The organism is Gluconobacter oxydans (assembly GCF_006539685.1).
Taxonomy (GTDB): Bacteria; Pseudomonadota; Alphaproteobacteria; order Acetobacterales; family Acetobacteraceae; genus Gluconobacter; species Gluconobacter oxydans.
In genome coordinates this window covers 1-20,199 of sequence record NZ_BJNM01000015.1, presented here as the reverse complement: position 1 = coordinate 20,199, position 20,199 = coordinate 1, and the positions used below count along the sequence as shown (strand labels likewise).

Here is a 20,199-nt window from a genome sequence, read left to right as displayed (position 1 = left end):
AGTGTGAATGCAGAAGTTGCGGGGCGCTGGTTATGGCCGAAAAAGCGCGGCGTTGATAGCGCGAAACGTCAGATTGTATCGCATGGCACCTGTCTGCTGATGGAATGTTTCGCGGATGGGCGAAACCCCATGCCACGCAAAGCGCGATACCCCACCCCACACCACCACATCGCCATCGAGCAGTTCGATGATGCGTTTCGGGTCAGTCCGGCGCAAACCACCGAACGAAAAACGGGCGGGTACGCCAAGGGAAACCGACACGACCGGGGCCTCTGGCATCCCCTCGTCCCTGTCCTGATGCAGGCCCATTTTCGCTCCGGGCCCGTAGCGGTTGATGAGGCAGGACGCAGGGTCAAAGCTCGCATACCCCGCTTCGGCTGCCGCGCGGACGGCAAGGTGACGAAGTGCGTCTGGCATGGCAGGCCAGGGCTGGCCACTCTGCGGATCGGTTCGGGAATAGCGGTAGCCGGACGGATCGGCGATCCATCCACAGGCCCCGCAGGATGTCATCGCAGCCGACATCGGGCCCATCCGGGTGCGGAAATGGCGGAAAGGCGCCTGTGCAGAGACCTCCACAATGGCCTGATGGAGCGCTGGTGCTTCGGACAGGGCAAAGCCGGGCAGCCATACGGCCCCCTCGGCCAGGACGGTTCGCGGACGGATGGACGTCAGAAGATCATCCATCAGTCACCGCCCCGAACCGGAAAAACCCGTACTGATATCGTCATGTCTTCTGATATGGGGCGGCTCTGAAACGGTTCCAGAGGAAAAGAAGTCTTGAACACGGGGGAAAGCGGGCCGATTATAGACTGATATGCCGCCTTGCCGGGGATGTCAGAGCCTGACGTCGCGTTTCCTCCGGAAGGCAGCCTTGTTGTCATGATCGGCCAAGGACCGGATCACATGTTGTCCTCTTCCCGTTTCTTCTGCCACGCCCTGCTGGCGACCGCTCTGCTGGGAGGGGCGGCACAGGCCCAGACCGCATCCTTCGGTCAGCCCTACGCGGCTGGTACGACGCTTCCGACGCAGCCAGGTCAGAGCGATGCCCAGTCCCAGACCACGACTGGCGGTGAGCATTTCCGTGCCCGCGGCCATCGCAAGCCGCCGCCGGGTTATTCCGACACGCCGTCCACCGATTTCGAGCATGGCCCCGATCCGGACCACGAAGCCGGTGTGGAGCGCGATTCCGTGACGGGTGCGAACCTGTCCAAGTTCGGTTCGTCCTATCAGGGCAGCAACAACACGCAGTCCGGACAGCTTGGTGATGCATCGGGCAATGGCTGGACAGCCCCGCGCGGAAACGGCTGGTAAGACGCAACCAAACTCCCGGCAGCAAGTTCTGGTCCTCGTATGAATGCCTTCGAGGATCAGAATCATGCCGTATATCACCGCTACTGATGGAACGAGCCTTCACGTCAAGGACATGGGGGCCGGCAAGCCCGTCGTCCTGATCCATGGATGGCCCCTCACCGGGGACATGTGGGAAAAACAGACGCTGGCCCTGGTCGAAGCGGGTTACCGCGTCATCACCTATGACCGCCGCGGGTTCGGCCAGTCCGGCCATCCGATCAACTGCTACGACTACGATACGCTGGCGGACGATCTGGCCGTCATCCTTGAACAGCTTGATCTGTGGGATGCGACGCTGGTCGGGTTCTCCATGGGCGGCGGTGAAGTCGCACGCTATCTGAGCCGCCATGGCCGCTCACGCATTTCCAAGACGGTGCTGCTGTCTTCGGTCGTCCCCTTCCTGCTCAAAACCTCCGACAATCCCAAGGGCGTGGACATTTCCGTCTTCGACGGGATCAAGCAGAAGATCCGTCAGGACCGCTTCGGCTTCCTGAAGGATTTCATTCCCGATTTCTACGGTGTCAGCCTGATGCATCATCCGGTCAGCCAGGGCGTGCTGGACTGGTCGTTTCTGCTGGCATCCATGGCGAGCCCGATGGCGACGCTGGACTGCGTGGATGCGTGGGGAACGACGGATTTCCGCCCCGACCTGCAGGCCTTTACCATCCCGACGCTGGTGATCCATGGCACGGCCGACTCAGCCGTCCCGGCGGGGATTGCGGGCGAGAAGGCTGCGGCCGCCATCCCGGGATCAACCTGGATTTCCTATGACGGCGCCCCGCATGGGCTGTTCATGACGCACGCCGAGCGCGTGAACGAGGACCTGCTGCGGTTCCTCGCTACCCCGTGACGGGCGTCAGAACGCGCCCTTGAGAAAGGCCCTGCTGACCGGCATTTCGGTGCGTACGATCAGCAGGGAGCCGATGGCCAGAATCAGATCATGCCGGATCGACGGATCCTGTGACTGACGCTCCAGCGCGTAGAGTTCATCCAGGGTGGGATCAATCGTGGCGGTCGTATGGGTCAGGGGCAGCTTGCGACGCAGCAGGTTGCGGACCAACCCATCCACCGCCGTCACCGCCGTATCCGGCAGGCTTCCATGCTCGGCGAGCTTGCGCAGCATCAGCACGTTCCGCCCGACCGTCAGAACGGACAGCGTTCCGCGCAGCATGGCTTCCGCCCGGTCACTGGACAGGGAGCCGGCAAATCGCACGGCACGCTCCATGCTCTGCGTGCCTTCGTTGATCCAGACATATTCGTCCATCACCACGCCGGGCAGCGCCAGCCGTCGCAGGCTCCGCTTGAGCTGGTAGCGCAGGACCTCACCCGCCCGTGCCGGGGTGAAGGGCAGTACGGCGCGGAAAATCACCACACCGGCACCAAGGCCCAGCAGGAGGGCGATGGTGGTGTTGAACCAGCCGAGTTCGTTAATGCGTCCCTGGTTGTCCATGCCCAGCAGGAACGGGAAGAACGTGCCATAGGACGCCGCCATGACGGCGGTGGACGGATTGCGGGACGCCAGGCCACCCAGCATCATGAAGAAGCCTGCCACAAGGCAGAAGAACGGATAATTGGCCGTCACCGGCATGACGATGAACACCGGAATGACGCTCGCCAGGGCAGCGAAAACCGCACCGTAGAAGAAGGCCGCACTCAGCAGGACGGAATTCTCAAAGGTGGCAAAACGCGCGCAGACCACGGCGATGAAGGTCAGGAACACGCCGCCCTGTGCCCAGGCCGTGACTTCCCAGACATAGGCGCCGAGCAGCAGGGCCACGGTCGTGCGCACGCCATTGCGCATCGAGGCACGCCAGTCCGGATTGCGTGTCAGGCGATGGCGTTCGGACACCGGAGCACCATCCACGCTGGCCCGGTAGGAACGCAGCGTCTCGCACAGATCCGACAGCATGACTTCCACGCCGGTGAGAATGATCCCTTCGTTCAGGGAATCCTCATCATCGCGGGGCAGGATCGTCTGCATGCGGCCCCGGCATTCGGCAAGAAGGGCTTCGGTCTGGACGAGGGCCGCAATGCCGCGACGATCCGTGAGAAGCCGCTCCGGCAGGCCATCCAGAGCAGTGGCCATGTCTTCCAGGAAAGGCCGCAGGGCTTCGGGCTGATGCGTGACAGACGTCATGCGGGTCCGCAGACCCAGCCCGCGCGACAGGACACGCGCAACCAGCCCGAGCGTGACATAGGCGTGCTCGACTTCGTTGCCCTCGCTGCGGATCTCGATGCGGCTGAATTCGATCTGGTCGCTGGAAGCCTGAAGCGATCCCAGCAGGGTGGACAGGTCGTCCGTAGCGCCCGGCTTCTGGCGCAACACAGCCGTCAGGGCAGGAATGGCCCGGGTCAGAATACCCTGAAGACGCTTGCGCAGTTCCTCGCGTGCCCTGCCCGCGACATTGGGCAGAGCAATCATACCCATCGCCGTCTCGCAGATCACGCCAAGGAAAATATAGGTGCCGCGCGCCATCGCAACGTTGAAGACGTGATCTGGCTCCTTGACCGCACCGAGCGCAATGATGGCGCAGGTATAGCCAGCCAGCACGAGGGCATAGCCGCGGAAGTTATGCGTCAGCGTCGCAAGACCGGCACACAGCCCGACCCAGAGCGCGAGTGCTGGCAGAAACAGCCAGGGATATTGCGGGAAGGCCGCCATGAGCACGATGGCCATCACCATCCCGATCACGGTGCCAACGAGACGCCAGCGGCCCTTGGAAATACTCTCGCCGCGGGAGTTCTGGGCGACGATCCAGACAGTCATGGCGGCCCATTGCGGCTCACCGAGCTCCATCCACAGCGCAATCGCCAGCGCCAGAAGCGCTGCGATCGTGGTGCGGAGGGCGAACATGACGGACGTGATGGACGGGGCAAACAGCCAGCCAAACTTCATGCCCGGTGCTGCCCTTCAGAAAATTTGTGACGACCCGACTGCGGGGCCTCCGTAAGACCGTTACGCGCCGCCATGATGGTTCAGCCTGCTTTTCGGGGGACGTGACGTGTGAGGCTCCGCATGGTCACGAACTCCTCCGCACTGGTGGGGTGCAGGCCGATCGTGCGATCGAAATCCCGCTTGGTCAGCTTTGCCGTGATCGCAATGGCGAGGCCCTGAATGATCTCGGGCGCATCGGGACCAATCATGTGCGCGCCGAGCACGATCTTGCTCTTTGCATCGACAACCAGCTTCATCAGGGTCTTGCCCTTGCGGCCCGAGAGCGTCTGGCGCATCGGCGTGAAGCTGGACGTGTAGATGTCCACGTCGTGACTCTGCACGGCCTCTTCTTCGCTCAGGCCGACCGTGGCGAGTGGCTGGGAGAAGAACACGGCCTTGGGCGTCGTGGCAAAGGACCATTCGCGGCCCGGTTCGCCAAACAGGCGCTCGGCCAGAATGTGGCCTTCAGCAATGGCCGTGGGCGTAAGGTTATAGGTGTCCGTCACGTCCCCGATGGCATAGATGCCCGCCACGTTGGTCGTCGCATCATCGGGCTTGGCCGGAATGCGGCCATCCCATGTGGCAACGCCTGCATTGCCGAGCTTCAGTGGCGCCAGATTGGGGTGACGGCCCGTCGCCATAAACACGCAGTCCGTCTCGATGACGTCCCCGCCTTCAAGATGCAGACGATAGCCGTCCGCAACCTTTTCGATCCGCTCCGGGGAGCGGCCGGGATGCGCCTTGATGCCGTTCAGCGGCAGCAGTTCGGACAGATGGGCGCGCATTTCATGATCGAAGCCGCGCAGGGGAAGCTGCTGGCGGAAGACCAGATCGACCTTCGAACCCAGTCCCGCAAAAATCCCGGCGAATTCGATACCGATATAGCCGCTGCCGATCACGGCAACGCGCTCGGGACGGTCAGCCAGATGGAAGGCATCATCCGAGACGATCGCATGTTCGGCGCCGGGAATGTTCAGGCGCGTAGGCGTGGAGCCCGTGGCGATGACGATGTTCTTCGCCCGGACACGCTGGACGGACGCATCCGGCGCCAGTTCGGACGGGCCGATTTCGACCGTATGGGCGTCCACGAAGCTGGCATCGCCCGTAAACAGCGTGACCCCGGCCTTTTCCAGCATCGAGACATAGATGCGGTTCAGGCGCTCGATCTCGCGGTCCTTGGCGCTGATCAGCGTGGACCAGTCATGTGCAACCGGTTTGACATCCCAGCCATAGGACGGGGCATCGGCGATCTCGCGGCCATACTCGGCCGCATAGACCATCAGCTTCTTGGGCACGCAGCCGAGATTGACGCAGGTTCCGCCCCAGTGACGGCGCTCCGCAATCGCGACGCGCGCTCCGTTCTGGGCGGCAATGCGCGCACAGCGCACGCCACCCGAACCGGCACCAATAACGAACAGATCAAAATCCTGCATCATCCCGGCCTTTCGTGCCTTTGAGACCTCAGCGCTCGGCAAAGGCCTTTTCAACGACATACGAACCCTGATGGCTCATATTGCCTTCCACGAAACCCATACGCTCGAGAAGGGCTTCGGTGTCGGCAAGCATTTCCGGCGAACCACAGATCATGACGCGGTCATGCTCGGGATCGAGCTTGTCGATACCCAGATCCTCAAAGATCTTGCCCGTCTCGATCAGCTTGGTGATGCGATCGGTCACGGCATAGTCTTCGCGGGTCACGGCCGGATAGTAGCGCAGCTTGTCCTTGACGAACTCGCCCAGGAACTCGTGCTCCGGCAGTTCGTGGCGGATATGGTTCTCATAGGCCAGTTCGCCCGAGATGCGGACGGTGTGGCTGAGGATCACGTTCTCATAGCGCTCGTAAGCCTCGGGATCCTTGATGAGGCTCATGAACGGCGCCAGACCCGTCCCTGTGGACAGGAAGTACAGGTTGCGACCGGGCTTGAGGTTGTCGAGCAGCAGCGTGCCAACCGGCTTGCGGCCGATCAGGACCGTATCGCCCACCTTCACATGGCGCAGACGCGAGGTCAGCGGGCCATCGGGAACCGCGATGGAGAGGAACTCCATGTGGTCTTCATAGTTGGCGGACGCGATCGAATAGGCGCGCAGGAGCGGCTTGCCTTCGACTTCGATGCCGATCATCGCGAACTGGCCGTTCTCGAAACGCAGGCCGGGATCGCGCGTCGTGGTGAAGCTGAACAGGCGGTCCGTCCAGTGATGGACCGTCAGCACCTTTGCCGGATACAGGTGGGCGTATTCCTTGCTGGGTTCAGCCAGGCGGTACTGATTCGGATGGCCTTCGAACGGCACCAGGCCGGTCAGGGGCTCGTCGATGGTCGGAGTCGGGGCGGCAAAAGTCGGGGTGGACATGTCTGGTTCTGTCTCCGGTTCGGAACGGATAACAGGTCACGGACCTGATAATGGTCGGGTCTTTTAGCCCAATCGTTGCCGCTCGGGAAACCCATGCGCGTTGAAGCGCATGCCGGAATGACGCACAAGACTCTTATGACAGACGACTCCATGCCGGACGCCACTCTTTCCGACTCTTTTTCCCCGGCCGAACGCGCCCTTCAGCGGGCCGAGGCCGAATTCGGGACCCCGCTCGACATCACGCCGCGCGAGCGCCCTGCCCTGCTGCGGCAGGTTGCGCGCAGGCTTGAAGGGCCGGAGGCGACCCTTTCCCATGATGGGCTGATCGAGGCGCTGTGCGTCGTACGCCGCAAGACCTGGGCCTCCCAGCTCATGAATGTGTGCCGCAGGGCTGGCGAGGTCTGGGTCGGCAAGCCGGATACGCAGGAAGCCGCAGCCCGCATCCATGATCCGCGTGCCGACATGCCAGCCCTGCGCCGGACGCTCGACGATGTCCTGATGGCGCGCTGGCAGGAAATGGGCGACTCCCCGCGTGCCGTGCTGGAAGACGTCCGCGCCGATCTCGCCGATACCGGCGTGATCCTGTCGAGCGGCCAGCTTGAAAAACTGTCCCAAAGCATCGCGTCTGCCTTCGGCAGCGTCGATCTCGGCTTCGAGGATGATCTGCGGATTGCCGAAGAACGCCGTGCCCGTGAGCAGGCCGATATTCAGGCCCGTGCGGAAGAACGCAGGGCGCGTGAGCTTGAGCGACTGCGTCAGTGGGAAGAAGGGCTGGTCAGCTTCGACGAGCTGCCAAATGTCCTGCACTGCTCGCGCCGTGAAGCCCTGCGCTGGATTGCCGAAAACCGGATTCCCATTGCCCGCCGCGAGACGCGGCCGGACGGGATCGAACTGTTCTTCTTCGACCCGTCAGAACTCAAGCGGCTCCGGACCTTCCTGCCGCAATGGCGCAGCGGAACCAAGGACCGGCCGGAAGTTCTGGATCTGGGCAACAAGGCCGGTAATGCCGCCATCGCCCGCGTGGCCGCGCTGGACCGGTTTGCCGGGCATTTCCGTACGGCGCGTGCCCTGAAACGCCGCATCACGCTGGTGACCGGACCGACGAACTCTGGAAAGTCCTATACGGCGCTCAATGCGCTGGCGAATGCCGAGAGCGGTCTGGCGCTCGCTCCGCTGCGGCTTCTGGCCCATGAATTCCGCGAGTCCCTGCTCTCACGCGGCGTTCCGGCATCGTTGTCTACGGGTGAAGAGCGGATTGAAATGCCGGGCGCACGCCATCTGGCGGCGACGGTCGAGATGTGCCCGTTCCACAATCCGGTGGATGTCGCGATCATCGACGAAGCGCAGATGCTGGCCGATCCGGATCGTGGTGCCGCCTGGACGGCCGCGATCATGGGTGTCCCGGCCCGACATGTGTTCATCCTTGGCGCACCGGACTGCATTCCGCTGGTTAAACGCATTGCCGAGCTCTGCGATGATCCGGTGGACGAGATCCATCTCGAACGCAAAAGCCCGCTCAAAGCTGGCGAGACATTGCATCTCGATGAGCTCAAGCCCAGCGATGCCGTCATCGCCTTCTCGCGCCGCGAAGTGCTGGATTTACGCGCCGAGCTTATGGCGCGTGGGCGTCGTGTGGCCGTGGTTTACGGAGCCCTGAGCCCGGAAGTCCGCCGTGCCGAAGCCGCCCGCTTCAATAGTGGCGAGGCCGATATCCTGATCGCAACGGACGCGATCGGCATGGGGCTGAACCTCTCCATCCGCCGGGTCGTGTTCAGTGCGCTACGCAAGTTCGACGGCCGCCAGACGCGCGATCTGGTCTCACAGGAAGTCAAGCAGATCGGCGGTCGTGCCGGACGTTACGGCAAGCATGAAAGCGGACTGGTCTGCGTGCTGGCCGGCGCTGGCAGCCCGACCTTTGTCAGGAAAATGCTGAGCGCTCCGCCCGAAGAGATCAAGGAACTCCGCCCTCTCGTACAGCCGGATTCGGACATTGTCCGGGCTGTGGCCGAAGAGATCGACAGCGACAGTCTCTATGGTGTCCTGACGCGCATCAAACACGCCGTTCTGCGGGCGGATGATCCAAATTACCGTCTGGCCGATATGGAGCAGGCGCTGGAAATCGCGGCGGCTCTCGAAGGCGTGGAAAATCTCGATCTGTCGACGCGATGGACCTACGCCATGTGCCCGATTGACGAGCGGGACAATGGTATTCAGCGGCTTATCCAGTGGGCGGCCGATCATGCGGCCGGACGCTCTGTGCCGCCGCCGGGTACGGGGCGTCTGCCGCATCCGGAACAGGCGGGGCGCGAGGAGCTGGAACGGGCCGAGAAACGGCACAAGCGGCTGGTGGCCTGGCGCTGGCTGGCCCTGCGGTTCCCGGACGCCTATCCGGCACGTCAGGACGCGGAAATCAACACGTCCATTCTCAATGACTGGATTGAACAGGTCCTGCGGACGCAGAGCCGGATGCGCGAGAGCCAGAAGCAGCAGCGCATCGGGGGTCGTCCCGGCCGCGGCGGCCATAATGACAGACCCGGCAACAGGGCGGGTTTTTCCGGCCCCAAAAAGCCGGGTGGCCGCAGTTTCCCCGCGAAAGGAAACCGACGGCCGGGGGGACCGCGCAAGCGGCCGTCCTAAAACGCAGACCGGCCTGACATCTGTCAGGCCGGGAGATCAGGCTCTTTTAGGCTGAGTGACAGGCTTTGCGTCCTGTTCTTCGCCTGTTTTGTTGCGCACGCGACGCTCGATCCATTTCTGGGCCTGAAGCTTGATGAGGGGATCAAGCTGCCGGTAGAGCGTGAGCATCGTGTTTTCGTCAGGGGTGAGAGTCGCCTGGATGGCCTTATAGGCCATTCCTGTCAGCAGCACTTCAGGTTCGACTCCCAGCACCTGCGCGAGACTGCCCAGATGCTTGCCGACATGCCCCGAGCGGCCCGTTTCCCAGAATGCCACGGCCGAGCGCGAGATCCCGACTTTGTCTGCTAGCTGCTGCTGGCTCAGTCCCGCCATCTCCCGAAGAAGCCGGATACGACGCCCGAGTTCCAGCCCCGGAGAAAGCTGCGCCGCTGGGATGGCGTCTCTGGTCAATACGGCCTCCGTCTCTCTGATCCATGCCCTGTACGCCGCCTCGGAAACCTGCGTCAGAGCCAGCGACTGGTTTTCCACCCGGAAACCCACCCGGCCGGCCCCCAGAGTCATGATCTCCCTGACCTCACCTGCACCCTGCTCTGCAGTGGCCGATGCCGTCCATTTCTGTCCCAGCCCAAGCTGGATCGTTGTTTTCATTCCCAAGCCTCCGGCCTGATAGCAATAGCGCGTCACGCCATGCGACAAAAAACCTCTGCCGGTCAGAGGACTCCCGCAATGACACGGGAGCAGATCTTTCTGCTCTCCCCATCTGAAGTATGGAGAAAGCCGGGTGACATTAGTCCCGTTTCCGTTTTCAGAGGAAGAGGCGCGATACCCCCCTGCCCTTCCAAAAAATCGTGAAGGATCAAAAGTTTTTTTGAAATCAGGCCTGGACTGGCTGTTAGGGAGACCTACTGGGCATCCTGCGGGACAAGGACCATCGTGCCAACGGAACCGCTTCCATGCAACACAAGATGACTGTCACTGTCACGCGACCATGAAGTCACGCTCGGCAGGAAAGCCCCGATCTGCTGCTCCTGCGCCATCAGGGCCGGCAGGCAGGCCTTGCGGGTCATGGCGAGCGGCAGGAAATGAAGCGCCTGTCCCGAGAGGGTAAAATGCCCCATCAGACGGTTGCAGCCATCCGTGCCGTAAACCGTGCCGTCCTGTTGCAGGGTCAGGCCAGGCGCTTCGGCGGTATTGTCGAAATGAAGACTGCCGACGCTCTGGATCCGCCATGCCCCGTAAGGTGCGCGGATGGCCGTGCCCGCCACATGCCGCAGCAGGAGCCGGGGATGATCCAGAGGCGTACCACCGTCCGGCGTGGCAAAGAGCCTGCGTCCCTCGACCGTGATTTCGGCATTCAGCATGTAATGTCCGCCCGAAGGCAGAGCCGGGTAGGTCAGTGTATAGGGGATGGGCACGCCACGATGGATCTCTTCGCGCTGCTCGGCCATGACCAGGGGGGCGCCATGCGTGGCCCCTGTATCCTCGATCCAGACGCTCAGAACAGCACCCGGCGGCAGGGCCATGCGCTCACGGTACAGCGCCTCACCGTGCAGGGTGCGCATGCTGTCCGCCTCGGCGGGGCATGAGGCGAGAACGGAGCCTGCGGCCAGAAGAGCCAACGCGAAACGACGGATCGTGATCATGCCTGAAAGTCCTCAGCCGATGCGGTTCAGCCCGCCCATGTAAGGACGCAGAACCTCTGGAATATCGATGCTGCCATCTTCGTTCTGATATGTCTCCATAACAGCGATCATCGTCCGACCGACAGCAAGACCGGACCCGTTAAGCGTGTTGACGAAGGCCGGTCCATTCTCGGCACGATAGCGCGCATTCATGCGGCGTGCCTGAAAATCGCGCGTATTCGAGCACGAAGAAATTTCGCGCCAGGCCTTCTGCCCCGGAAGCCAGGCTTCCAGATCGAACGTCTTGGCCGCACCAAAGCCTGTATCGCCTGCGCAGAGCAGCATCCGGCGAAAGGTGATGCCCAGACGCTCCAGAACCGTCTCGGCGGCCTGCGTCATGCGCTCATGCTCGGCGTCGCTGTCTTCGGGCTTCACGACGGAGACCAGCTCGCATTTCGTGAACTGGTGCTGACGCAGCATACCGCGGACGTCACGTCCGGCCGAACCGGCCTCAGACCGGAAGCACTGGGACAGCGCGGTCATGCGGATCGGCAGGGCATCGGCCGGAAGGATTTCGCCCATGACAGAGGCCGTCAGCGGGACTTCGGCGGTCGGGATCAGCCAGCGGCCGTCTTCGGTGCGGAACGAATCCTCGGCAAACTTGGGCAGCTTGTCCGTGCCATACATGGCGTCGTCATTGACCAGCAGCGGCACGCTGGTTTCGCTGTAGCCGAACTCGGTCGTGTGGGTGTCGAGCATGAACTGGCCCAGGGCGCGCTCCAGACGGGCAAGTGCGCCGCGCAGGACGACGAAGCGCGTGCCCGACAGCTTGGCGGCGGTCGGGAAATCCATCAGACCCAGCGCTTCACCGAGTTCAAAATGCTGCTTTGCCTCGAAGGCAAATTCGCGTTTCTCGCCACGGACATGGACGACGACGTTCTCGTCTTCGCCCTTTCCATCCGGCACAGACGCATCAAGGCAGTTCGGCAGGGATTTCAGCACATCGTCGATGCGGGTCTGGATCGTGTTGGCGCGCTCTTCCAGACCGGCGATCTGATCACGCAGGGCCACGGCCTTTGCTTCGATCTCGGCGGTGTCGAGCTTCTGGCGCTTGAGCAGGCCGATTTCCTTGGCCAGTGCCTTGCGTGCGCCCTGCGCTTCCTGAAGCGCAGCGAGTGCGGCGCGGCGTCCTTCATCGTCACTGACAAGCTGCTGTCCCACGGGTGACAGGCCCCGACGTGCGAGAGCAGCGTCAAAAGCGGCCGGGTCGGCGCGCAGGGCTTTCAGGTCATGCATGGTTCAGGGCTCCGGCAGGTCTGGTCATCAGTCTTCATCAGCGGCCATGGGTTTCGGTTCGACGAACCGGGCCGTGAGGATGGATACCTCGTACAGGGCGACGAGAGGAATGGCGAGGCTCAGCATCGTAATCGCATCGGGAGGGGCGATCACGGCGGCCACAGCGAAGGACGCAACGACGGCATAACGGCGGAAACGCTTGAGCTGAGCCACGCTCAGCAGGCCGACACGCACCAGCAGGGTCAGCACGACGGGCAGCTCAAAACAGACTCCGAACGCCAGGATCATTTTCGTCACCAGCGTCAGATATTCCGAGACCTTGGCCTGAAGTTCGATCTGCATGCCGCCATTGGTGCTCTGCGGTGTCTGGAACGACAGGAAGAACTGCCACGCGTAGGGAAAGACTACGTAATAGGCGAGCGCCGCGCCGATCAGGAACATGATCGGGGTGGCGATCAGGAACGGGGCAAAGGCACGTTTCTCGCTGCGATACAGACCGGGGGCGATGAATATCCAGGCCTGAATGGCGATCATGGGAAACGACAGGCAGGTCGCCCCGAAAACGGCCACGCGGATATAGGTGAAGAAGGCCTCATAGAGCGCGGTATAGATCAGGTGCGGCTGCTCCCCGTTCTTGCGCATGATGTTGCCCAGCGGGGCCGCAAGGAACCGGTAGATCTCACCCGAATAATGGTAACAGATGGCGAATGCGATCACGAAGGTCACGATGGACCAGATCAGCCGCTTGCGCAGTTCCACGAGGTGCTCGAGGAGCGGCATCGGCGTGTCATTGATGCTGTCGGTGTCGGTCATTCGCCGTCCTTTCCGCTCGCAATGGTCACGCGCCGGCCGGCATGGATGGCACGGACGGGCGGCAGGATGTCAGGCGCCCGCCAGCGGGAGCGCTCATGCAGGAGCCGTCTTGCCGTGCTGGGTGGCAGAATGGACGGAGCGTCCACGACATCGTCGTTGGGCTCGGGTTCCGGTTCGACGGGGATGTCTGCGGCCGGCTGGAACTGCGGACGGGCATTATAGGGCACCGTTTCCAGATCGGTCAGGGGCGGCGGGGGAAGCGGTGGTGCCGGCGGAATTTTCGGAAGATCAGCAGCGGACGCCTTTACAGGCGTGTCGAGTTCCAGACTGCGGCGGATGGAATTGTCGCCGTCGATGGCCTTCGTGACACGGTCGCGCAGGTTGAAGTTTTTCAGGTCCCGGAACTGGTCGCGCGCTTCGGAGAGATCGGCTTCACGGACCATCTCGTCCACATGGGATTGGAATTCAGCCGCCATGCGCCGCATCGCCTTTAGCCCGTTCGACAGGGTGCGGATGGCAACCGGCAGGTCCTTCGGGCGGATGAAGACCATCGCCACCATCACGAACAGCGCGATTTCCGAGAAACTGAAGTCAAACATGCATCCTTCCTAGCCTGTCTGCTCCGTTCCGCCTACGGCAGAAGCATCGTCTTCTGCTTCCGTGGGCGCGCGGTCCAGCAGGAAGTCTTCCCGGCGGGGCAGCCCCCGCAGATCCGGCAGACCGAAACTTTCCAGAAAACTGGCCGTGGTGCCCCACAGAACCGGACGTCCTGGAACTTCCTTACGGCCTTTGGGGGCAATCAGACTGTCTTCCAGAAGGGCGTCGAGAACCGCCTGCCCGAGCGAGACGCCCCGGATGGCCTCGATTTCTGCGCGGGTGCAGGGCTGGTGGTAGGCGATGATGGCCAGCGTTTCCATCGCGCCGCGACTCAGGCGACGGGGCTTTTCCACGACTTTGGTCAGGGCGGACGCAAATTCCGGCCGGGTGCGGAACTGCCATCCTCCTGCGACCAGCACCATTTCCACCGCATGATCGGCGTAGCGGCTCCGCACAGCCTCAAGAGCCTCTTCGACGGGCACGGGGATGGATTGTGTAGTCAGAAGCTCGGCAATGGCCGCGGGCTTTACGGGCTCAGGGCTGGCGAAAACGAGTGCCTCCACAAGAAGGCAGGCCCGGTCGAGCATTGCGGGATCCGTCATGAGGGCGTGGCCGCCCGCCATTCGATTTCCCCGAACGCCTCGGGCTGACGCAGTTCAAGCGCCCCGCCCTTGGCCAGTTCCAGCCCCGCCAGAAGCGTGCCTGCGAGAGCGGCATTGCGCCCGTAAGGTCCCTCTTCGCCGTCCAGTTCATTCGGATCCGGCAGAAGGGAAGTCAGGGTCTGCCAGCCGATCACAGTATCAGTCCCCAGCAGGCGCTTGAGGCGGGACAGCGCATCCTGCACGCTCCAGTAACGGCGGGCACGAGGCGCATAGACACGCCTGCGCCCGGTCCTGCGTCGGGCGGAAAGATAGGCCGTGATCAGCGCGGGCATGTCCACGCGCAAACCGGAGCGGTCGATTTCGGTATGATCTTCCCCCTGTCCGCGCCGGAACACGTCCAGCCCCAGACGGGGCTGTTCTGACAACCATTGAGCGGCGGCACGCATGCGTTCCAGTTCGATCAGGCGTTCCTGAAGCAGTTCGATCGCGTCTTCGGCGTCCGGGTCTTCGTTCTCTGCAGGCAGGAGCAGCTTGGATTTCAGCCAGGCGAGCCAGGCGGCCATGACCAGCCAGTCCGCCGCCAGTTCCAGCCGCAGGCTCCGCGCTTCCGCACGGGCCTTTTCCACGACGGCCAGATACTGCTCCACCAGTTGCAGGATGGAGATTTTCGCCAGATCCACCTTCTGCTTGCGGGCCAGATCGAGGAGCAGGTCCAGCGGCCCCTCGAACCCGTCAAGCGTCAGATGAAGTGTCTCGCTCAAACGCCAGCTCTCAGAACTGGGCCGGCGTACAGGCGACGGACTGCGCGTGCAGCTTCACGCAATAGGCGCGCGCAGATTTGAGATCCGCAAAGCCACCGATCCGCAAACGCACGAAGGTATGGTCGCCACGCGTGGTCTTTTCGAACAGCGGCGTATGGCCTGCGAACAGGGCCGGAGCCTGATGGCGCAGGCTGTCCCATTCCTTGCGAGCTGCGGCCTCGCTGTCAAGCGCGCCGAGCTGGACTTCATGCGTTCCGCCCGATGTTTCCGCCTTATCCGCAGCCGGAGCGGCGGCTTTCGGCGGTCCGACATTCTCAGGGTCCGGAACCGGCGCGGGAAGCGGCTTCTCGACCGGTCGCGCTGCATGATGGACGGGCACTTCTTCCTTCTTCGGCGCTTCCTTGGGCGGTGCAGCCTTCGGTGCCTCGGCAGGTGCGGCGGCCTGATCCTGCGGCTTCTCCGGAACCGTGGCAGGAAGCGCGGTGCCCGGAGACATCTGTCCCGTGTCGGCTGGCGCGGCGGCTTCAGGCGGGATGGCAGGCGTCTGGGCTGCCGGAGCATTATCCGGTGCCGCACCATCTGCCTTGGGAACATCGGCCTTTGGCGCTTCCGGCGCAGGCGTTCCCGGCGGGACGCCATACTGACGGGCCAGTGCCTTCGTGTCGGGCTGCTCCGGCCCCGGGGCGAGATGTGCCTCGCCGTTGCCGGTCATGTCGGTATCGCCGTCATCGCCGCCCATAATCTGCATCCCGCCCGGATCGGCCGGACGGTCCTTCACGGGGCCCGGCGGCGGACCAATGATGGGAATGCCACCATGATGGCTGCCCATGAGCGACCAGCCGCCGACCGCCAGCAGAAGCACGACACCGATACCAACTGCACCACCAACCAGCTTGCGCGTTGCAGGATCGTTGCCCAGCACGGACGTCAGACGTCCTGCCCCGGACGCACCGCCGGCGGCAGCCGGACGACGGCGCGGCGGGGGTTCGTCGTCATAATCGTTACTCAGGCGCTCGCGATCGAAACGCGCCTGCGGACGCGCTCCCGGAGCCGGACCCGCAGGCTGTTTCGGGGTACGGGCGTAATCGCCGGGATCGGGGCGGTTGCGGTCCTGATCGTTTTCCGGGGTCATCGCATTTCCTCTACCGGCACGACGCCGAGAATGGTGAGGGCACAGCGCAGCGTTCCTGCAATGGCCGAAACCAGCGCCAGCTTGGCGAGGCTGGTTGCGCGGTCGTTTTCGTGCAGAAAACGCAGGGTAGTGTCTTCGCGGCCCCGGTTCCACAGGGCATGGAAGTCGGACGCCAGATCAATGCAATAGGTCGCGATCCGGTGCGGCTCACGGGCCGTAGCGGCGGCTTCGACACTGCGCGGGAACGCGGCCAGACGGCGCAGGACGGCCAGTTCGACGTCCGAGGACAGGTTGGACAGATCGGCGCTGCACAGGGCTTCCGGCGTTACGGTGTCCGCGCCGAACATCGTCTCGGCCGAACGCAGGACCGAGCGGCAGCGGGCATGGGCGTACTGGACATAGAACACCGGGTTGTCGCGTGTCTGGGCCACGACAGCGTCCAGATCAAACTCCATCTGCGCATCGGCCTTGCGGGTCAGCATCGTGAAGCGCACAGCGTCACGGCCGACTTCGTCCAGCAGGTCGCGCAGGGTGACGAACGTGCCGGCACGCTTGGACATGCGGACGGGCTCGCCGTTCTTCACGACGCGCCCGATCTGGCACATCACGACTTCAAAACCGGTCTTGCCATCCGTCAGGGCAGAAATCGCAGCCCGCATACGGGAGACGTAGCCGCCATGATCGGCGCCGAGGACGTCGATCAGAACATCGGCATTTTCGGCCTTCTGGGCGTGATAACCGATGTCATTGGCGAAATAGGTGTTGGTGCCGTCAGACTTGCGGAGCGCACGGTCCTGATCGTCGCCGAACTCGGTCGAGCGGAAGAGCGTCTGCGGGCGGGCTTCCCAGTCTTCCGGCATCTTGCCCTTGGGCGGCTCGAGCACGCCTTCATAAAGCAGGCCCTTGCTGTCGAGCTTTGCGATCGCGGCATCCACGCGGCCGCTAGCCAGCGTTTCAGCTTCGCTGGCGAAGACTTCATGCGAAATGCCGAGCGCTTCCAGATCTTCGCGGATGGCCGCCATCATCTGCGTCAGGGCTTCACGACGGACCGTCTCGAACCAGACGGACGGATCAGCCGGGCCACCGTCAGCGTTGGCGAGCGCGCGACCGTGCTTGTCAGCGATGCTCTGGGCGACGGGGATCAGGTACTCACCCTGATATTGCAGGCCGTTCGGGGTCAGCGGGCTGAAATCGTCTGCGGAAATCTCCGTGCCGATGACCTGAAGATAGCGCCAGTATGTGGCCCAGGTCAGGGCGACGACCTGCGTTCCGGCATCGTTGATGTAGTATTCGCGCGTGACGGTGTTGCCGGCTGCTTCGAGCAGGTTGGCCAGCGCATCGCCGACTACCGCGCCACGGCAGTGACCGACATGCATCGGGCCGGTCGGGTTGGCGGAGACGTATTCCACGTTCACGCGCGTCCCCTGCCCCATCGTGGAACGACCGTACTGATCGCCAGCCTTGAGGATCGAGACAGCCACGCCCTGCAGGACTTCAGGCTTGAGCGTCAGGTTCACGAAGCCCGGGCCTGCCGCTTCGGCCTTGGCGACTTCCGGCAGAGCGAAGAGCTTATCGACCAGTTCGGCGGCGATTTCAGCGGGTTTACGGCGCGCAGGCTTGGCGGCGAGCATCGCAGCATTCGTCGCCATGTCACCGTGGGACGGGTCCCGCGTGGGGGTCAGATCGACGCGCTGCACCACCTCTTCCGGCAGGCCGGGGACGACCGATCGCAGAGCGTCGCACACCTGGACCCGGGTGCGGGCAAAGAGACAGTCAGTCGTAAGGGTCGTGGTGTCAGCGGCCATTTCAGCTCGATTCCTGTAACGCGTCTTCAGATCAGAGGCTCTATCAGCCCAGCACGGAGAGGTCCGTCAACCGTCGATGTTCTTCCATCGCGAAACGATCGGTCATTCCGGCAATATAATCGGCTACCAGACGCCTGCGCTGCACGTCATCGGCGGCTTTGGCACGCCCGCCCAGCGGATCGGGCAGAAGGCCGGGATCTGCGGAGAGAATGTCGAAGATTTCCCGGACCGCGATCTTGGCCTTCCGCGCCATGCGGTTGACGCGCCAGTGCCGGTACATGCGGGCATAGAGGAACTTGCGGATGGCCTTGTTGGCCTCGCGCATTTCCGGGCTGAACGCCACCACGGGATAGCCTGCATTGCGGATGTCGTCAGCCGATTGCGGGTTGAGCGCTTCAAGGTTCCGGCGCGTCTGCTCCGTCAGGTCGGTGGCGAGCTGGTTGATGACGACGCGGATGGTTTCGTGACGCACGCGCTGGGCCTGATCGGACGCCTCACGCCCGATCTGACGCTCCATGTCGCGGGAGCGGCGCAGGGCTTCGCCGACCAGTGGCAGGTCTTCGATGTCCTCGAAAGACAGCAGCCCGGCGCGCAGACCATCATCGAGATCGTGGCCGTGATAGGCGATATCGTCCGACATGGCCGCAACCTGCGCTTCGGCCGAGGCATGGCTTTGCAGGTCCAGATGGTGCTTTGCGTCGTATTCCACAAAATAGGGTGTGGGGCGTTTGACCGGGCCGTTATGTTTGGCCAGCCCTTCAAGCGCTTCCCAGGTCAGGTTCAGCCCGTCGAACGCGTGGTAGCGGGCTTCAAGCGCGGTCACGAGACGCAGGGACTGGGTGTTGTGATCGAAGCCGCCCCAGTCCTTCATGGCCAGCGCGAGTGCGTCCTCACCGGCATGGCCGAACGGCGTATGGCCGAGATCATGGGCGAGCGAGACGGTTTCCGTCAGGTCCTCGTTCAGATCCAGACTGCGAGCAATAGAGCGCGCGATCTGCGCGACTTCGAGCGAATGCGTCAGGCGCGTGCGGAAAAAATCGCCTTCATGGTTGATGAAGACCTGCGTCTTGTATTGCAGGGTGCGGAACCCGGCGGAATGGAGCACGCGGTCGCGGTCCCGCTGCCAGGGGGAGCGGACGGGGCTTTCCACTTCGGGATAGAGCCGTCCCCGGGAGCCGGAGTCCTGTACCGCGTAGATCGCTACCATCAAGACATGTCCTGTGTGTGAGCCGTCTGGCTGTGAACCCTGCCCCGAAGCCTCATTGGCCGGTAGAGCGCCGTTTCCGGCCGGGTCACAGTTTCATTCTACGCCAGCCCTGCGTGCGTGCAACCACACGGCCTTTGCCCTTAACACCGCTCTGACCATATAATCAGGACCGCAGCCGTCTTGCTGGGTCCAGCAGGGTCCAGCCGCCTTTCCAGATTTCGGGAACACACGCCCATGTCCGACACCGTGCCTTTCAGCATCTCCGCCAGCGCCGCCGCCCGTATCAACGAGATCATCGCAGCCCAACCCGAGCCGGAAGGCCTTGCGCTGCGCATTGCGGTTCTGGCGGGTGGTTGCAACGGGTTTCAGTACCAGTTCCGGCTGGAGCGGGATCAGGCTGCGGATGATGTCGTCATCGAGCGCGATGGGGCAAAAGTATTCGTTGATACGACCAGCCTCGACCTGCTGGAAAATGCCGAACTGGAATTCGTGGACAAGCTGATGGGCGCGCATTTCACGGTCACGAACCCCAATGCGGCCTCATCCTGTGGCTGCGGCACCAGCTTCTCGCTGGCCTGATCCGATGAGTCCTACGCCCTTCACTTTCGCAAGCTGGAACATCAATTCCATCCGCGCCCGCGCCCATCACGTTCAGGACTGGCTGGAGCGTCATCCGGAATGTGACCTGCTGTGCCTTCAGGAAATCAAATGCGAGGACAGCCAGTTCCCGGCCGTGTTCGCGGAAGCCGGGCTGGATGTCGCGATCTCGGGGCAGAAGGCCTATAACGGCGTGGCCCTGATCGGGCGGCGACCTTTTGCCGTCACGCATCACACCTTGCCCGCTTTCGATCACCCGTCTGCCCGCTATATCGAGGCGGAACTCGACGGCATCACGATCGGCAATCTCTATCTGCCCAATGGCAATTCCGGCGGCGAAGACGGTTACGCGACCAAGCTCGCCTTCTTCGATGCGCTGGCCGCCCGGGCGCGGGTTCTGCTGGATGCGGAAAAGCCCTTTGCGTTCATCGGGGACTTCAATGTCTGTCCGACGGACGAAGATCTGGCTCCTGGCGCCCTTTCCACGGATGACGCG

Annotated in this window: 19 protein-coding genes; 5 read left to right on the top strand and 14 right to left on the bottom strand. The window is 63.1% G+C overall.

Going from position 1 to position 20,199, the window contains the following annotated elements:
• Positions 1 to 30: 30 nt before the first annotated feature.
• The gene (alkB, locus tag GOX01_RS07775; RefSeq protein WP_011253288.1) at positions 31 to 684 is read right to left on the bottom strand and encodes a DNA oxidative demethylase AlkB; all 654 of its coding nucleotides are present in this window, start codon (positions 682 to 684) and stop codon (positions 31 to 33) included.
• 219 nt (positions 685 to 903) lie between these two features.
• On the opposite strand from alkB, the gene GOX01_RS07770 reads away from it, so the two are divergent.
• Together GOX01_RS07770 and GOX01_RS07765 are read left to right on the top strand one after the other, a co-directional pair.
• On the top strand, positions 904 to 1,311 hold the full coding sequence (locus GOX01_RS07770) for a hypothetical protein (protein WP_024716823.1): 408 nt from the start codon (positions 904 to 906) through the stop codon (positions 1,309 to 1,311).
• A 64-nt stretch (positions 1,312 to 1,375) separates the two neighbouring features.
• Positions 1,376 to 2,200, top strand: coding sequence for an alpha/beta fold hydrolase (locus tag GOX01_RS07765; protein ID WP_011253286.1), 825 nt, complete (start codon positions 1,376 to 1,378; stop codon positions 2,198 to 2,200).
• A gap of 6 nt (positions 2,201 to 2,206) precedes the next feature.
• Here GOX01_RS07765 and GOX01_RS07760 read toward each other — a convergent pair whose 3' ends face one another.
• The 3 genes from GOX01_RS07760 to GOX01_RS07750 all read right to left on the bottom strand — a co-directional run bounded on the left by GOX01_RS07760 (position 2,207) and on the right by GOX01_RS07750 (position 6,634).
• Positions 2,207 to 4,246, bottom strand: a complete 2,040-nt coding sequence (locus GOX01_RS07760) for an FUSC family protein (protein WP_024716822.1) — start codon at positions 4,244 to 4,246, stop codon at positions 2,207 to 2,209.
• 80 nt (positions 4,247 to 4,326) lie between these two features.
• Positions 4,327 to 5,721: a glutathione-disulfide reductase gene (gene gorA / locus GOX01_RS07755; protein ID WP_024716821.1), complete on the bottom strand. Its 1,395-nt coding sequence runs from the start codon at positions 5,719 to 5,721 to the stop codon at positions 4,327 to 4,329.
• Positions 5,722 to 5,746: 25 nt separating this feature from the next.
• On the bottom strand, positions 5,747 to 6,634 hold the full coding sequence (locus GOX01_RS07750; RefSeq protein WP_011253283.1) for a ferredoxin--NADP reductase: 888 nt from the start codon (positions 6,632 to 6,634) through the stop codon (positions 5,747 to 5,749).
• 135 nt (positions 6,635 to 6,769) lie between these two features.
• Here GOX01_RS07750 and GOX01_RS07745 point away from each other — a divergent pair, with 135 nt between their 5' ends.
• Complete coding sequence (locus GOX01_RS07745; protein WP_011253282.1) at positions 6,770 to 9,271, top strand: helicase-related protein; 2,502 nt, start codon at positions 6,770 to 6,772, stop codon at positions 9,269 to 9,271.
• A gap of 36 nt (positions 9,272 to 9,307) precedes the next feature.
• On the opposite strand, the gene GOX01_RS07740 is transcribed toward GOX01_RS07745, so the two are convergent.
• The 10 genes from GOX01_RS07740 to GOX01_RS07695 form a co-directional block, all read right to left on the bottom strand.
• The gene (locus GOX01_RS07740) at positions 9,308 to 9,919 is read right to left on the bottom strand and encodes a helix-turn-helix domain-containing protein (RefSeq protein WP_011253281.1); all 612 of its coding nucleotides are present in this window, start codon (positions 9,917 to 9,919) and stop codon (positions 9,308 to 9,310) included.
• Between the two features lie 254 nt (positions 9,920 to 10,173).
• Positions 10,174 to 10,914: an META domain-containing protein gene (locus tag GOX01_RS07735; RefSeq protein WP_011253280.1), complete on the bottom strand. Its 741-nt coding sequence runs from the start codon at positions 10,912 to 10,914 to the stop codon at positions 10,174 to 10,176.
• A 12-nt stretch (positions 10,915 to 10,926) separates the two neighbouring features.
• Positions 10,927 to 12,189 (bottom strand): serine--tRNA ligase, encoded by a 1,263-nt coding sequence (gene serS, locus GOX01_RS07730; protein ID WP_011253279.1) that lies wholly within the window; start codon positions 12,187 to 12,189, stop codon positions 10,927 to 10,929.
• Between the two features lie 27 nt (positions 12,190 to 12,216).
• Entirely contained in the window at positions 12,217 to 13,002 is a 786-nt protein-coding gene (gene tatC / locus GOX01_RS07725) for a twin-arginine translocase subunit TatC (RefSeq protein WP_011253278.1), read from the bottom strand.
• Positions 12,999 to 13,601: a preprotein translocase subunit TatB gene (locus GOX01_RS07720; protein WP_011253277.1), complete on the bottom strand. Its 603-nt coding sequence runs from the start codon at positions 13,599 to 13,601 to the stop codon at positions 12,999 to 13,001. The genes tatC and GOX01_RS07720 overlap by 4 nt, the downstream gene beginning before the upstream one ends.
• A gap of 9 nt (positions 13,602 to 13,610) precedes the next feature.
• Positions 13,611 to 14,222, bottom strand: a complete 612-nt coding sequence (gene scpB, locus GOX01_RS07715) for an SMC-Scp complex subunit ScpB (protein WP_024716820.1) — start codon at positions 14,220 to 14,222, stop codon at positions 13,611 to 13,613.
• Entirely contained in the window at positions 14,198 to 14,962 is a 765-nt protein-coding gene (locus GOX01_RS07710) for a segregation and condensation protein A (protein WP_011253275.1), read from the bottom strand. The genes scpB and GOX01_RS07710 overlap by 25 nt, the downstream gene beginning before the upstream one ends.
• 10 nt (positions 14,963 to 14,972) lie before the next feature.
• Entirely contained in the window at positions 14,973 to 16,094 is a 1,122-nt protein-coding gene (locus GOX01_RS07705) for an SPOR domain-containing protein (protein ID WP_062269851.1), read from the bottom strand.
• Positions 16,091 to 17,899 (bottom strand): arginine--tRNA ligase, encoded by a 1,809-nt coding sequence (argS, locus tag GOX01_RS07700; RefSeq protein ID WP_131973788.1) that lies wholly within the window; start codon positions 17,897 to 17,899, stop codon positions 16,091 to 16,093. The genes GOX01_RS07705 and argS overlap by 4 nt, the downstream gene beginning before the upstream one ends.
• A 43-nt stretch (positions 17,900 to 17,942) precedes the next feature.
• Positions 17,943 to 19,106 (bottom strand): deoxyguanosinetriphosphate triphosphohydrolase, encoded by a 1,164-nt coding sequence (locus tag GOX01_RS07695; RefSeq protein WP_011253272.1) that lies wholly within the window; start codon positions 19,104 to 19,106, stop codon positions 17,943 to 17,945.
• 234 nt (positions 19,107 to 19,340) lie between these two features.
• Between GOX01_RS07695 and GOX01_RS07690 the strand changes: the two genes are divergently transcribed.
• Positions 19,341 to 19,685: a HesB/IscA family protein gene (locus tag GOX01_RS07690; protein ID WP_062269849.1), complete on the top strand. Its 345-nt coding sequence runs from the start codon at positions 19,341 to 19,343 to the stop codon at positions 19,683 to 19,685.
• A 4-nt stretch (positions 19,686 to 19,689) separates the two neighbouring features.
• On the top strand, positions 19,690 to 20,199 hold a 510-nt coding region (locus GOX01_RS07685; protein WP_174787477.1), incomplete at its 3' end, for an exodeoxyribonuclease III.

Excerpts from the sequence above, each read along its gene's own strand:
- GOX01_RS07740 (WP_011253281.1), bottom strand. The coding sequence starts at position 9,919 with ATGAAAACAACGATCCAGCTTGGGCTGGGACAGAAATGGACGGCATCG.
- scpB (WP_024716820.1), bottom strand. The coding sequence starts at position 14,222 with ATGGCGGGCGGCCACGCCCTCATGACGGATCCCGCAATGCTCGACCGG.
- serS (WP_011253279.1), bottom strand. The coding sequence starts at position 12,189 with ATGCATGACCTGAAAGCCCTGCGCGCCGACCCGGCCGCTTTTGACGCT.
- GOX01_RS07735 (WP_011253280.1), bottom strand. The coding sequence starts at position 10,914 with ATGATCACGATCCGTCGTTTCGCGTTGGCTCTTCTGGCCGCAGGCTCC.
- GOX01_RS07760 (WP_024716822.1), bottom strand. The coding sequence starts at position 4,246 with ATGAAGTTTGGCTGGCTGTTTGCCCCGTCCATCACGTCCGTCATGTTC.
- GOX01_RS07695 (WP_011253272.1), bottom strand. The coding sequence starts at position 19,106 with ATGGTAGCGATCTACGCGGTACAGGACTCCGGCTCCCGGGGACGGCTC.
- GOX01_RS07690 (WP_062269849.1), top strand. The coding sequence starts at position 19,341 with ATGTCCGACACCGTGCCTTTCAGCATCTCCGCCAGCGCCGCCGCCCGT.
- GOX01_RS07745 (WP_011253282.1), top strand. The coding sequence starts at position 6,770 with ATGACAGACGACTCCATGCCGGACGCCACTCTTTCCGACTCTTTTTCC.
- gorA (WP_024716821.1), bottom strand. The coding sequence starts at position 5,721 with ATGATGCAGGATTTTGATCTGTTCGTTATTGGTGCCGGTTCGGGTGGC.
- GOX01_RS07750 (WP_011253283.1), bottom strand. The coding sequence starts at position 6,634 with ATGTCCACCCCGACTTTTGCCGCCCCGACTCCGACCATCGACGAGCCC.
- tatC (WP_011253278.1), bottom strand. The coding sequence starts at position 13,002 with ATGACCGACACCGACAGCATCAATGACACGCCGATGCCGCTCCTCGAG.
- GOX01_RS07720 (WP_011253277.1), bottom strand. The coding sequence starts at position 13,601 with ATGTTTGACTTCAGTTTCTCGGAAATCGCGCTGTTCGTGATGGTGGCG.
- GOX01_RS07770 (WP_024716823.1), top strand. The coding sequence starts at position 904 with ATGTTGTCCTCTTCCCGTTTCTTCTGCCACGCCCTGCTGGCGACCGCT.
- argS (WP_131973788.1), bottom strand. The coding sequence starts at position 17,899 with ATGGCCGCTGACACCACGACCCTTACGACTGACTGTCTCTTTGCCCGC.
- GOX01_RS07765 (WP_011253286.1), top strand. The coding sequence starts at position 1,376 with ATGCCGTATATCACCGCTACTGATGGAACGAGCCTTCACGTCAAGGAC.
- alkB (WP_011253288.1), bottom strand. The coding sequence starts at position 684 with ATGGATGATCTTCTGACGTCCATCCGTCCGCGAACCGTCCTGGCCGAG.
- GOX01_RS07705 (WP_062269851.1), bottom strand. The coding sequence starts at position 16,094 with ATGACCCCGGAAAACGATCAGGACCGCAACCGCCCCGATCCCGGCGAT.